Genomic DNA, 12,995 nt, shown 5'->3' with positions numbered 1-12,995 from the left:
TCCTCTAATACCAAACTGATTTGCAAACAATTACTCAACCATGAAGGGAATTTTTACTACGTTTCATTTTCTACTTTTTTTCCTATTCTCAGCTTCCGTTTTTGCTCAAACCAGCACTTCGCGCCAAACCTGGATTCGGGGAACATTTGTCGATGAAGAAAACAAACCCGTTCCGTTTGCGTCGATTGCCCTATATCAGGATGGGGGTTCAAAACCTCTTTCGGGTGTAGTAACTGACGAAGCAGGTAAGTTTGAACTGGCGGCAAAACCCGGTCATTATTTCTTAAAAATCAGCGCTGTTTCCTACCAGGAAAAAACTGTTCCTGATATTCACGTAACCAATCAGGATGTTCAGCTTGGTGCATCTGTTATGAAATCCAGCACCAAACGTCTGGATGAAGTGGTTGTTGTCGGTGAGAAAAGTCAGATGGAACTGTCGCTGGACAAACGAATTTTCAACGTCGGCAAAGACTTGGCCAATGCGGGCGGAACGGCGTCTGATATTTTGAAGAATATTCCGTCGGTAGCTGTTGATGGCGAGGGCAATGTGAGTCTGCGGGGAAGCAACAGCGTTCGAATTTTAATCGATGGGAAGCCGTCGGGGCTGGTCAGTATCAAGGGTGCAGCCGGGTTGCAACAGTTGCAGGGCAGCATGGTTGAGCGGGTTGAAGTTATCACAAATCCGTCGGCTCGTTACGAAGCGGAGGGCATGGGTGGCGTCATTAACATCGTGCTGAAAAAAGAGCGAAAAGAAGGTTTCAACGGCTCGTTCGACGTAATAACCGGTTATCCGACGAATTTCGGCGCTGCGGCTAATGTCAATTACCGTCGTAAAAACCTGAATTTCTTCATCAATTACACGGCGTCATTCCGCAATACGCCCGGCCGGAATTCGCTGTATCAGGAAACGTACCGAAATGACACTACGTTCGCCTACCGTCAGTCGTCGACCAGCCAGTTGAAAGGGCAGAATAATAACGCCCGCGCCGGTCTTGATTATTTCTTTTCGCCCAAAAGTATTCTGACAGCATCCTACACGTGGCGCATCAGCAAAGGCAAGCGTTTTTCTGACATTCAATACCTGGATTATAAACCCAACAGCAACGTACTGCAATCGTTTACAAACCGGACTCAGGATGAAACCGAAACGGAGCCGAATTCTGAATACGCGCTAAGTTACAAAAAAACCTTCGCTCGTGAAGGTCACGAACTTACCGCCGACGTTCGCTATCTGGACAACTGGGAAAAATCAGACCAGATTTTCGCGCAGCAAACGTTTCTGCCGACGGGAGCACCGTCAACAACCGTTCCTAGTACGTTACAGCGGGCCATCAACGATGAAACCGAAAAGCAGTTTCTGGTGCAGATCGACTACGTTCGTCCGTTCAAAAAAGACGGTAAACTGGAAGGCGGACTACGTAGCAGTACGCGAAATATGACCAACGACTACGTTGTTACGCAGCAAAATCCCGATGGTACGTCGTTTCACTTACCCGGCCTGACCAACGACTTTCTGTACGAAGAAAGAATCAACGCACTCTATGGGATTGTCGGGAATAAAATGCGCAAATTCTCGTATCAACTTGGATTGCGAGCCGAGTGGACAGCCGTAACCACTACGTTGAAACAAACGAATGATGTGAATCCACGTAGCTACGCCAACCTGTTTCCGAGCGTTCACGCTACGTATGATCTGCCCAAACAACACGCGGTTCAGGCCAGCTACAGTCGCCGGGTTCGTCGGCCGCAATACAACGATTTGAGTCCATTCATGACCTTCAGCGATAACCGGAATTTCTTCAGTGGTAATCCCGATCTTAATCCTGAATTTACCGATGCCTACGAAATAGGGCATGTCAAATACGTTGAGCGGGGGTCGTTCAGTTCGTCGGTGTACTACCGATATACTACGGGCAAAATCATTCGGATTCGCCGGGTCGATGCACTCGGTAATTCGAACACCCGCCCCGAAAATCTGGCTACCGAAGATTCGTACGGCGCGGAAGTCACGGGTTCGTATGCTTTGAGAAAGTGGTGGAAGCTTGACGGTAGCGCCAACTTTTTCCGCGCTATTACCAACGGCGGCAATCTGGATGCCAGTTACCAAAGTGATACGTATAGCTGGTTCACCCGATTGACGTCTCGTATCACGTTCTGGAACAAGACTGATTTCCAGATGCGTGGTAATTATGAGGCCCCACAGAAAACCCCACAAGGCACCCGCAAAGCAATTGCTACGTTGGATCTGTCGTTCAGCAAGGACGTACTGAACAACAACGGAACCATTGTACTTAACGTTTTGGATGTCTTCAATTCTCGTCGTTATCGAAGCATTACGGAAGGGGCCAATTTTTATACGGAAAGCAATTCACAAGGACGCCTTCGCCAGATCAATCTGACGTTCAACTACCGACTGCATCAGGCCAAAAAGAAAACCAAAGAACCAACAGACGGCGAGTTTTGACAACGTAAAGTCATAAACAAACTTTACTCCTGCGTCGTTATATGGCTGATGCGACCCACGTATCCGGAGTATGACTCCGTAACTACCAACAACTTATCAGTTATGAAAACGAATTGGCTTTTAACAATGGCTCTCTGCGCGGCACTAACAACCGGCGCATTTGCTCAGGACGACGCGACTGTTCGCGCAGAACGTAAAGAAAAGACGAGAACAGACGTAAAACGCGTAGGCGATAAAGTAGAAAATGGTGTGGCCGATGGAGCTCACGCTGTTGGAACAGCCGGTAGAGCAACCGGAAAAGCTGTAGCGAAAGGCGCGAAAGCAACCGGACGCGCCGTTACGAAAGCTTCCAAAGCGACTGGCCGTGCCGTTAGTACCGAAGCGAAAAAAGTTAAAGAAAAAGTTGATAAATAACACGTAGCCCTTCGGCGCCCGTTTGAGAGCGATGACTTAACAAGGTTATCGCTCTTTTTTTGCGCCTGAGTTACGGTAAAAAATGAGCGTTTATCCTTTTCAAAAAGGAAACGATCTATCAAATTCTTAGCACGCAAGTCCATGAAAACAATTGCGCTTACCCTAATTGCTATTTATAGTATGCTGACTACCAACAGTTTCGCCCAGAAAGGCGACTCAAAAGATGTAACCGCCGTTGAGCAGGCCGTCGAGCAGTTTCGTTCGCTGCTCGTCGATCCCGATAAAGCAAAACTGGAAGCCATTACGGCCAAGGAATTGAGCTACGGCCACTCGAACGGGAAACTCGAAACGCAGGCGGAATTAATTGAAGCATACGTTTCAGGCCAATACGACTTTAAATCGATTACCCTGGCCGATCAGACCGTTTCGGTTGTGGGCAGTACGGCTATCGTTCGGCATAAGTTGATGGGCGAATCGCAGGATCGTGGAAAAGACCCCGGCCAGGTGAAACTAGGCGTATTAACAGTGTGGGTAAAACAGCAGGGAGGCTGGAAATTGCTGGCCCGGCAGGCCGTTAAAATCTAACGTAGCGCTGTGTTACGTACCAAAAATAAGCCCATCAGAAGTCTGGTGGGCTTATCCTGCAAAACCTATGATAAAACGTATTGCATAAAATACGAGATTGTTTCTGAACCAACTCTCCTGAACTCACCTGCCTGATTCCCAATAGTTCCTTTTCTTAAGAAATGTAGAACTGCTACTACCAATCCATTTTCAGTAAAGCAACACCCTGCCGGGGCAGGTCAATACGTATGTCGGCGGTGCCGGATGCTACGTTCAGTTTCTGAGTTTTTCCTATGGTTTGTAGCTGTCCCGCTTTTTCTAATTCAGCGATCTGCGCAGTAGTGGGCTGTTGCGGTGAACCCATTTTTTTCCAGACTTCATACGAGTTGCTGTGTTCGTTATCGATGCGATATTGAGTCATTGTTACGTTACCGTTGGGTAATCCAGCAACTGTAACCTGGACTGGTTCGGCAGCGGCCTGTCGATCTTCATCGTGATAATTCCAGACCATAATCGAGGCTGATTTTTTGTCTTTCGTGGCAAATCCACCTACATCGGTTGACTGGCTTCGGATGCTCGAATCGACGGCCATTTTCAGATCATACATCCGGTTGCTTTCCACTTTCACACGCTGGCCTGTCATCTTGCCGAACATCCTGAATACGTTTAACACCGGCTTGTCGACGCCATTCGTAGCCAGATCGCGGAAACCGGCGAACCACGGCTGGTTCTCAAACTCGAACGACCATGAAACGGCGCCAATCAAATTCAATCCAAGCTGGTCCATCAAGGCATATTTACGGGCAAACGAAGCGGCTGTGTAACTCGAATACATGGTGCCATTCCGGTACGCATTTTCGGGGTTTGTCATCATGCCGCAGGCTGCGCAACCTTCCGGGTCCGATTCGCCAATGACAATCGGCGTCTGTTTTAGCTGCGGGTATTTGGCAATAATCTGAAGATGGTTATTGATGTTACGTAGCTGCGTACCCATATTCATCACCACACGCCCATCAACCACTTTCGGCGACCCTTTCGCGTGGAAAAGTATGAGATCGAGTGGAGCACCGATCTTTTTTGTTACGTAGTTAGTATCCTGCAAACAGTGTTTTAGAAAGGCATCGAGAAATTTCTGAGCACCACCGGTGGCATCACATCCGCCCATCCGGGCTGTGGGTAGCGCCCGTTTTACGGCATCGGCGGTGTAATCGTAAAGCTTTAGATATTCAGGCAACGTACCCCGCCAATAACTGATATCCGGTTCGTTCCAAAGTTCCCAATACCAGCTTTCGACTTCTTTTTTACCGTATCGTTCGGTACAGTGTTTGACCCACTGATAAACCAGTTCAGCCCATTTTTCGTAATCTTTTGGCGGGTACGCCCATCCCGTCCAGACTTTGTTGTAAGAAGCACCGGGTTTCCAGTCGTGTTTGTAGGGCTGTGGATGCGTCGACATAGCTTCGGGCATAAATCCGATTTGCGCCAGCGGTTTCATCCCTCGCTGCACATACGTATCAAAAATCCGGTCAACGATCGTCCAGTCATAAATGGGCTTTCCTGATGCATCTTCCGTATAAGCGTTGGTCGATCCCCATTTGAGGGCGGGCGTACCATCGCCCGTTGTCAGCAGGTTATGCGCTCGGACAAAAACAGGCACTGGACTCAATGCCGCCAGTTCGGTAAGCAGTTTCTTGCCGTCTTTCATGTACGTGTAATTCGGTTCATCATAGCCAAACCACGCATAAATTGGCTTCATCGGACCGATTTCTGAATTCAGGTCGACCCGCAGACGAGCAGGCGACGTAGCGGTTTGCGCCTTAACAACGGACGTTATTAGCAATAGGCAGGTAATCAGTAAATTTGTATACCGCATTAGGTATTGGGCTTCTAGTTGTAAATGGAAGTATTGATACGTTGCCATTCTCAAGTATAAAATCTGGCTGGCCTACTCTTTCCATCTCTCCTGAGTTGCCATGAAAACCCACTATCTTCGCGAAACCTCTTATCGAATGCATTATATTCCTTATCTCTTAATCGCTCTTTTACTAACGTTACCCAGTCTGGCTCAGAAGCCTAAATCAACCACTACGTATCAGAATCCGGTTATTGCCGGCGACTTTGCCGACCCGTCGATTATCCGGGTTGGCAACGTGTATTATGCCGCTGGTACGTCGTCGGAATGGGGGCCGCCCTACCCTATTTATACGTCAACCGACTTGGTTAACTGGCAGTACGTTGGACCCGTTTTCAAAGACTTGCCTGCGTGGACAATGGGCAGTTTCTGGGCGCCTGAACTGTTCTATCATAAAGGCCTGTATTACATATACTACACCGCCCGACGAAAATCGGACAAGCATTCCTACATTGGTGTGGCCACTACCCGCGATCTCCGCCAGGGATTCACCGATCATGGTTTAATCATCGAATGGACCAGTGAAGCCATTGACGCCTACGTACTTGAGGACAATGGAAAACTATTTATTACCTGGAAAGCATACGGCCTCGACAAGGGCAAAGACATCGAACTTTTGGGCGCGGAGCTATCACCTGACGGGTTAAAAGTGGTTGGGAAAGAGTTTACGCTACTGAAAGCGGACCGCAATACCTGGGAAGCGGGCGGAGCCGAAGGGCAGGCCATTTTCAAACGGGGGCGGTACTATTACATGACTTATTCGGGCAATGCCTGCTGCGGTCCAAAATGTAATTATCAGGTTGGTTTGGCCCGCGCTGAAAAGCTACAGGGTCCCTGGGAAAGATATGCCCAGAATCCGGTGTTGACCAGTAATGACGACTGGAAGTGTCCGGGTCACGGAACGGTGGTCACGACGCCAGATGGTCGCTATTTTTATTTGCACCACGCTTACAGTGGCGTCGATTTTACGAACATTGGTCGTCAGGGCTTATTGAGCGAAATGGTCTGGGATGAGAAAACGCAGTGGCCTTCTTTTCGGTACGGAACGGCTGCTCCGGCTCAGGCCGAATCTCCTCTGGGGATTGCTCAGAAAAAAGATGAGGGCATAAGTGCTGATTTTGCAAAAAAAACACCTGAGATACGCTGGGTATGGGATGTAACTTCACCTAAACCGTCCTATACTATAAAAGATGATCAGTTGCAGTTGACCAATAATTCCACGCAGGCAATTGGTAGTTTCCTGGGGGTAGTTCTTCATAAAGGCACGTATACGTTCTCCGTCGATGTAGCTAACTCCAAAAGCGATCTGCTTCAAAGTATTTGTGTGTATGGGGATGCCAATAATGCAACAGGCTTGGGGGTACGGAAAAACACGCTGGAACTTTGGCAGGTCAAAGACGGCGTAAAAAACGTACTGAAATCGCAGTCGCTTCCGGATAACGTATCGAATGTTACGTTACAGCTAAATAGCCGTACCGGCAAACTTCTGGATTTCGGCTGGCTTGACAAAGGCGGCAAATTCATGCCGATTACGGAAACCTCCATCGAAGGTTCGCAACTCCCCCGCTGGGATCGAGCCCCACGACTCGGCCTCACGGTATCAGGACCACAAGGCAAGGCAGGCTATATTCGCTCCGTTCAACTGGAGTATAAATAGAAATTATCTAATCCCAAGATTCAAAAAAGTTATCGGGTTATACAGGTATCACGTTCCGCTCCAGCGGTTTTAAACGTTACTCCTGCATAACCCGATAACTTTATAACTCACCAAGACTTATTTCTTCTGCAAAAGCTGCAACGAACTGTCGTTGATTTCAAAAGCATGCTTTTTGAGCATGCTAATTACCTCAGCACCTGCCAGTAACGCCGGACCATAGCCGTGAGCCGCATACGGATTAATTGGCCGATGGTAGTAGAAAGCCGGGTCGAAGCCCATGCCGGTGCCTACGCAAACCCCTTCCACCTGCCCTTTGTCTGTCACTTTGGTAGCAAGGGCGTTCCAGCCTAGCAACGTAGCGGGTGCATACGCCAGCGGGTCGAGCCAACCTTTGTTGATGGCTCTGGCGAACGAATATACATAAATCGCCGTGGCTGAAGTTTCCAGATACGAGTCATGCTTATCAAGCAGTTGGTGCCAGAATCCCGAACCCGACTGCTGAGACGCCAATCCCTTCGCGTGGGCACGTAGTATGTCCAGAATAGCTGGCCGACCCGGATGATCTTCGGGTAATACGTCGAGCAATTCAACCGCCGTCAAAATCCCCCAGCCGTTGGCCCGCGCCCAGTGAAATTCCGGATGAACCGTCATCCCTTCGACCCAGCCGTGCATGTACAATCCTTTCTGTTGATTGAACATGCGTTTGGAAAACTGCGTCACCTGTTTCACAGCTTCGTCGTAGTATTTGCGTTCACCGGTGAGTTTGCCCATCTGCGCCAGAGCCGGTACGCTCATGAACAGATCATCGAGCCAGAGCGTATTGGGCTGCGGCCGGTTGCGCGCCAGCGTACCATCCGATAGCCGAAACTCTTTGTTCTGAATGTAATCAACGTAATGATCGATAAGTGGACGCAATTCCGCCTTCACGCCCCCCGCCCGACTGGCTTTGATCATAGCCGCACACATGGCCCCGGCATCGTCGAGGGCGTGAGGTGCCATCACCGAACGCATGGGCGTATTGGCGTGCGGATCGGCCTGCACCTGCCCCCGAAAATACGGTACGTGGTCGGCAATAAATTTGAGCCGTTTGTTGGTATAATCAGCGTAACGGGCATCGCCAGTGGCTTCGGTAGCTAGTAGCATTCCCATGTACGTAACGCCCCATTCGTAACTAATCAGCCGAAAATCACCGGGTTTAAAAATGGCGTTCGGATTGAACGTAGCGCTCGCCGTAATATCTTTTTTTGTCTCTTTATCAATGAGTTGCGTGGGCGTATTAGCATCCAGGTACGTATAAATTCGATTTAACACCGCCGTTACGTTCGCCACGCTCGGCTGACCGTAGGGTACGGGATAATTAGGTTTCAGCAGGTGAAGCGGAGTGGTTGAATCGTTGGTTTTGGCTGGCTGGGCTTGTACTAAAATACTTAGTAGTAACCCGACAACCGGACCAACGTAACGGAGCCGGATGGCAGAAAAGCGTAACAGACTGAACATAGGTAAGTTTCGAAGTTAGGTGAGTGATACGTAATAAATCTAAAGTTGACGAGTCCCTGAATATCCTCTATCCTGTACCTTCCTGCCACTATAGCAAAACCGGCACGAGTCACGCTTGTGCCGGTTTCAGAAATGGATTAGATCAGCTTTAAAACGATAACGTGTTTACGTTACTACTTCCCGACGTGGTGGGGGAACTCTTCAAAGTTGCTCCGGAATTAGAATAGGTTCCGCCCGTATACAAGCCCCAACCTGAAGTGTTTCCGACAAAATTTCCTCCGGTATAACTTCCTCCAAAATAAATTTTGTAAGCTGTACTTTTCGCTAAACCTGGACTGGAAAAGTGGAAATACGAAGAAGCCGTTTTTGGTTTAAACGTTAACAAATCTTTCCCGGAAGCATCTTCAATATGAATGAGTGAAGACGTTGCTACCTGAGCGCTCGACTTGATAAACAGGCCAACCTGCGAAGAAGCCGTGCTCATCGCTTTGGTCATGTTATTACCGGGCTCTGCGCCGATCAACACACCCCCGTTAACGAGGAAATTACCGTTAACGTCGATGTCTTCATTACCGTTTGAAATTACCGTTCCGCCTTTTATGGTGAAATTACCGTTACTATCTATAGCGTCTGATCCTGTGGCGATTAACACGCCCCCGTTTACGTTCAGAGCGCTGTTATCATTAGATTCTGTTCCGCCCGAAACGGTGCCGTAAGACGTATTGATACCATCATTAGAAGCCGTTAGGTTCGTTACCCCACCATTTATAGTGATGAAGATTGACTCCATACCTTCATACGATTTCGTTACGTTTATTGTCCCATCATTTACCGTAATCGAAGCGTCAGATTTTAGACCATCATCGGTAGCCGAAATATTGAGTTCGCCGTTGTTCATGACAAAAGCGCCGTCACTTTTAAACCCTTTTGCGTCACTGGTCAGCGAACTGCTGTACGTATAATTTGCTCCTGAAACCGTAATAGTATTGACTCCACCACTCACGGTAGCCGTACCGTCGACGCTGATACCTTTCCCACCTAATCCAGTTGCAGTAATGGTCAAATTACCGCCTTTGATAGCTAAATTTTTATCACAGTTGATACCTGCCGGAGCCGCAATGTCCGCGTCGGCCGCTACGTAGTATGCAGCGCCCGAAACTGTGATCTTGATTGTTCCTGAGTTTAAGGTAAAATCGCCGGACGTTTTGATCCCTTTTGCGCCTTTACCGCTAACAGCAAGGGTTATTGCATCGGCGGTGCCAATTGTGGTATAACTTTCACTCTTGAGAGCGTTCCCTTTATCGCCCGTTGTCGTTACGTTGATTTTGCCACCTTTGATTAAAAGATAAGGCGTAACGGTAGCATCGGTACCTTCGTAAGACGCTGTTATGCCATCATCAACACTATTCACTGTTAATGAACCTCCGCTAATGGTTACATAACCTTCTTCGGCCTCAATCCCGTTGCTGGACGCGGTGATCGTAACCGTTCCGTTATCCATCATGAAATAATCGTTGGCGTGGATACCGTCTTTTGCCGCCGATTTTATGTTGATCGTTGCTTCACTCACGTAGATATAATCGTCGGCCACAATGCCATGTTTATTATTGCCCGTTACGTTCAGCGTGCCGGTTCCCATAAAACTGAGTTGGCCCTCGCTGAAGAACGTACCTTTCTGGTCTTCCGAACTTGTGGCATACGTAGCACCATCAACCAATGTATTGGTAGTGCCGCTCACTACGTTAATCGTCGCTTTTTTGCTCGACTGGCTATTGATGGCAGGTCCATTGCTGTTGGTCAGGCTCACTCCTTTCAGCGCGATGTTGTATTTGTATTCGCTATAAATCTTGAAACTCCCTTTTGTAGCTGTTCCCGATAAAGCATAGACTATTTCTTTACTGGTATTAGTCGATTTGACGGTTACATCTGCACCACTAACCGCCACGCTTACGCCTGCATCCTGAAAAGCATTGTTTACATTCACCGTTGTACCCGAATACACAATCACAACGGTATCCTTGGCCGCTGTTGCCGTACCCGTACCCGATGCAGCAATCACGATAGTTAACGTAACACTTTGGCCGCCCAAACTTATAGTGAACGTAGCGGTTCCCGCCGAGGTTGGCGTTCCCGAAATCGTGTAAACCAGCGTACCAGCGCCATTGGCGAGCGTTCCGGCGGATACGGTAGCGGTTAGCCCTTCAACGCCTGTCGACGTAGCCATTGACATATCATACGTTCCACCATTGCCACCTGTGTACCCGAACGTAACGGAACTCGAATACGTCATCCCAACGGTTCCGCTGGCAGGTGTTGTTGACGTTACTAAGGTTGAGATACTGGCTTTTGACACAGCAACAGGTAACGCCAGCGTACAGGATTGCCCACCCAGGTTTATTAAAAAACTGGCCGTACCTGCCGATACGGGTGTTCCGGTAATGACAAAACTGGCGTTACCACTTCCGCTGTTCAAATTTCCTGCCGATAAAGTTGCGGTTAATCCCGTAACGCCCGACGATGAAACAGGGGTTCCTTCGGCATAAGCCATGCCATTTCCGCCTGTATAAGGCACAGTGACTTTAGCCGTGTAAGAGGCTCCACTCGTAGCCGAAGCCGAAAATGTAGCCGACGAACAGTTTAGTGCCGAAATGGTTGGGGTGTTTGTTACAACTTCGTTTGTCTTACAAGATAGGGCGATTACAACAACTAATACTAGTACGGCAAGTACTGAGAAAATTCTTTTATTCATTCTAACAGTCACAATAAGGTGTCGTATATAGTACGAGAATACTATCGAGAACGTGGCATAAACTGCTAGAAAAGAGGTGAATTGGGGGATTTTGTCGGTTAAGAATACATGCCTGCAAATCAGAAAAAAAGGCCACCGAGATGTCTCGGTGGCCTTACAAGCTATGGTGGGAACGCAAAAGCTTAGTCGGGCAAGTTAAACGCCTGCTTTACTGACGCATAGTTTTTGAAATCAACCGCGCCACTACGTCCGCCCGGCGTACTTCCGTTAATAATGACGATGCGGTATTGAGGCAATGTTGTAAACAAAGCCCGGAAATCGGCAGCGGTTTTCCCGACAAACTCAGGAATGGCTGTGCCAGCCGCATTTGTTGTATAGCCGTGCACCGTTAAACGTAAGTAGTTTACACCCAGATAATCATGCGATACTTCATAAAGCATATAATCATCATCCACGTTAGTAGTACGTCCAGGTATTTTTATATGACCTAGTGCGTTTATCGGATTAATAAGCTCCTGTAGCGTAATAGTTGAGCCGGTGTTCAGCTTCCGGTTTACCTTGAAATAAACGTAAACCACTGACTTATCGAGTACGTCTTTCGTCAGCGTAGCATTCGCCGTGTTGTTGTCGTTACCGATAAAAAATTCCTTATTGTCTGGGCTGCGGTAATAACTACTGCTCAGATCAAGCGTTTTCCAGGCGGTATACACTACGTTGGCATTACCCGTTGGTCCGGCTGGGCCGGCAGGACCTGTAGCCCCAGCTACTCCACTCGCACCGGCAGGCCCCGTAGCACCTGTAGCACCCGTGGCTCCCGTTGGACCGGCGGGACCAGCAGGCCCTTGTGGACCTTCGGGTCCTTTACAGGACATAACAAGCAGCAGCATTCCAGCCACCACACCCAGTGCCGTTTGCGAAAAAAGGGAATTAGGCATTTTCATCATGTTAAAAAGTTAATACGCCTTATTGAGACGTTCAACTTATCAATAGGTCATTTTTAACTGGTTATTTTGGTAACATGAAAGTGAAAACCAGAAAGCTTTAGCAACAATCAAGTTGCCAATTACACAAAAAATTATACCTCTATCAAAGAGTGAAAGAGCGAAAAGTTGGTAAGAGGGTTTCGCTCTTTCACTCTTTAAATTTACTGTACCACAACAGTAAAATCCGTATTCAAATCGTCGGTGCCGGGCGTCGACGTACCGTTCTTGGCTCCCGGTTGATGCCGAAGTCGAACGTTGAGTTTTCCGGTGGCAGCGGCATTTGTTTTGAGATCGAAAGTCAGGCCAACCGGGTAAGGTCCGGGTGATGGATTGGTGTCTTTATCGGTAATGGAAACTGTCAGCAACGTAGCAACCGAGGGGGTATAAACCAGCAAATGTTCGTTCTGTTCCGATTTAATTTCTGCACTTACATCGAGTGTCGGCGACTTCGTTTTGTTGAACAATTGAATCGTGCCCGAATACGTAGTGTTGGCTTTCAGGGTAAGCGTTGCTTTACTGAAATCGGCACTGGTATTCAGGTTTTCGATGGTTGCTGTTACCACTTCGTTTGTGTTGGCCTTGTTGACAAGCTGCAACGTAGCGGTGGTGATGGCTTCGTTATCATCCGTGGGCGTTACGTTCTGTTCATCTTTTTTGCAGGCTCCTGCCAATACAGACACGGCTAAAATGACCCAGAACGATTGTTTGATGGATTTCATACTATGGAATTGTTAGGTTGTAAAATTTAAAAGTTG

Annotated in this window: 9 protein-coding genes; 4 read left to right on the top strand and 5 right to left on the bottom strand. The window is 48.2% G+C overall.

Features of this window, described 5'->3' with window-relative positions; genetic code table 11:
• Positions 1-40 precede the first annotated feature (40 nt).
• The 3 genes from ACYVF1_RS24940 (at position 41) to ACYVF1_RS24930 (ending at position 3,463) form a co-directional block, all read left to right on the top strand.
• Positions 41-2,464 carry a TonB-dependent receptor gene (locus ACYVF1_RS24940; RefSeq protein WP_461084041.1) on the top strand — a complete coding sequence of 808 codons (2,424 nt, stop codon included), beginning with the start codon at positions 41-43 and terminating at the stop codon, positions 2,462-2,464.
• A gap of 102 nt (positions 2,465-2,566) precedes the next feature.
• A complete protein-coding gene (locus tag ACYVF1_RS24935; protein ID WP_461084039.1) occupies positions 2,567-2,878 on the top strand; it encodes a hypothetical protein in 312 nt (103 codons plus the stop codon).
• Between the two features lie 141 nt (positions 2,879-3,019).
• Positions 3,020-3,463, top strand: a complete 444-nt coding sequence (locus ACYVF1_RS24930) for a nuclear transport factor 2 family protein (RefSeq protein ID WP_461084037.1) — start codon at positions 3,020-3,022, stop codon at positions 3,461-3,463.
• 175 nt (positions 3,464-3,638) lie between these two features.
• Here the strand turns inward: ACYVF1_RS24930 and ACYVF1_RS24925 are convergent, their stop codons facing one another.
• The gene (locus tag ACYVF1_RS24925; RefSeq protein ID WP_461084035.1) at positions 3,639-5,315 is read right to left on the bottom strand and encodes a GH39 family glycosyl hydrolase; all 1,677 of its coding nucleotides are present in this window, start codon (positions 5,313-5,315) and stop codon (positions 3,639-3,641) included.
• A 100-nt stretch (positions 5,316-5,415) separates the two neighbouring features.
• Between ACYVF1_RS24925 and ACYVF1_RS24920 the strand changes: the two genes are divergently transcribed.
• The gene (locus tag ACYVF1_RS24920) at positions 5,416-7,011 is read left to right on the top strand and encodes a glycoside hydrolase family 43 protein (RefSeq protein WP_461084033.1); all 1,596 of its coding nucleotides are present in this window, start codon (positions 5,416-5,418) and stop codon (positions 7,009-7,011) included.
• A 117-nt stretch (positions 7,012-7,128) separates the two neighbouring features.
• Here the strand turns inward: ACYVF1_RS24920 and ACYVF1_RS24915 are convergent, their stop codons facing one another.
• From ACYVF1_RS24915 to ACYVF1_RS24900, 4 genes are all read right to left on the bottom strand, one after another.
• Entirely contained in the window at positions 7,129-8,508 is a 1,380-nt protein-coding gene (locus ACYVF1_RS24915) for a glycoside hydrolase family 88/105 protein (protein ID WP_461084031.1), read from the bottom strand.
• Positions 8,509-8,656: 148 nt separating this feature from the next.
• Positions 8,657-11,257, bottom strand: coding sequence for a carbohydrate-binding domain-containing protein (locus ACYVF1_RS24910; protein WP_461084029.1), 2,601 nt, complete (start codon positions 11,255-11,257; stop codon positions 8,657-8,659).
• A gap of 182 nt (positions 11,258-11,439) precedes the next feature.
• Positions 11,440-12,192: a hypothetical protein gene (locus ACYVF1_RS24905; RefSeq protein WP_461084027.1), complete on the bottom strand. Its 753-nt coding sequence runs from the start codon at positions 12,190-12,192 to the stop codon at positions 11,440-11,442.
• A 209-nt stretch (positions 12,193-12,401) separates the two neighbouring features.
• Positions 12,402-12,959: a hypothetical protein gene (locus ACYVF1_RS24900; RefSeq protein ID WP_461084024.1), complete on the bottom strand. Its 558-nt coding sequence runs from the start codon at positions 12,957-12,959 to the stop codon at positions 12,402-12,404.
• Between the last annotated feature and the right edge of the window lie 36 nt (positions 12,960-12,995).

Source organism: Spirosoma flavus (genome assembly GCF_054778555.1).
The sequence above is the reverse complement of the archived record's forward strand: the minus strand, read 5'-3'. Positions and strand labels throughout refer to the sequence as shown.

What these genes read in the sequence shown, in the direction of transcription:
- ACYVF1_RS24940 (WP_461084041.1), top strand. Translation starts at nt 41, where the DNA reads ATGAAGGGAATTTTTACTACGTTTCATTTTCTACTTTTTTTCCTATTC.
- ACYVF1_RS24935 (WP_461084039.1), top strand. Translation starts at nt 2,567, where the DNA reads ATGAAAACGAATTGGCTTTTAACAATGGCTCTCTGCGCGGCACTAACA.
- ACYVF1_RS24930 (WP_461084037.1), top strand. Translation starts at nt 3,020, where the DNA reads ATGAAAACAATTGCGCTTACCCTAATTGCTATTTATAGTATGCTGACT.
- ACYVF1_RS24925 (WP_461084035.1), bottom strand. Translation starts at nt 5,315, where the DNA reads ATGCGGTATACAAATTTACTGATTACCTGCCTATTGCTAATAACGTCC.
- ACYVF1_RS24920 (WP_461084033.1), top strand. Translation starts at nt 5,416, where the DNA reads ATGAAAACCCACTATCTTCGCGAAACCTCTTATCGAATGCATTATATT.
- ACYVF1_RS24915 (WP_461084031.1), bottom strand. Translation starts at nt 8,508, where the DNA reads ATGTTCAGTCTGTTACGCTTTTCTGCCATCCGGCTCCGTTACGTTGGT.
- ACYVF1_RS24910 (WP_461084029.1), bottom strand. Translation starts at nt 11,257, where the DNA reads ATGAATAAAAGAATTTTCTCAGTACTTGCCGTACTAGTATTAGTTGTT.
- ACYVF1_RS24905 (WP_461084027.1), bottom strand. Translation starts at nt 12,192, where the DNA reads ATGCCTAATTCCCTTTTTTCGCAAACGGCACTGGGTGTGGTGGCTGGA.
- ACYVF1_RS24900 (WP_461084024.1), bottom strand. Translation starts at nt 12,959, where the DNA reads ATGAAATCCATCAAACAATCGTTCTGGGTCATTTTAGCCGTGTCTGTA.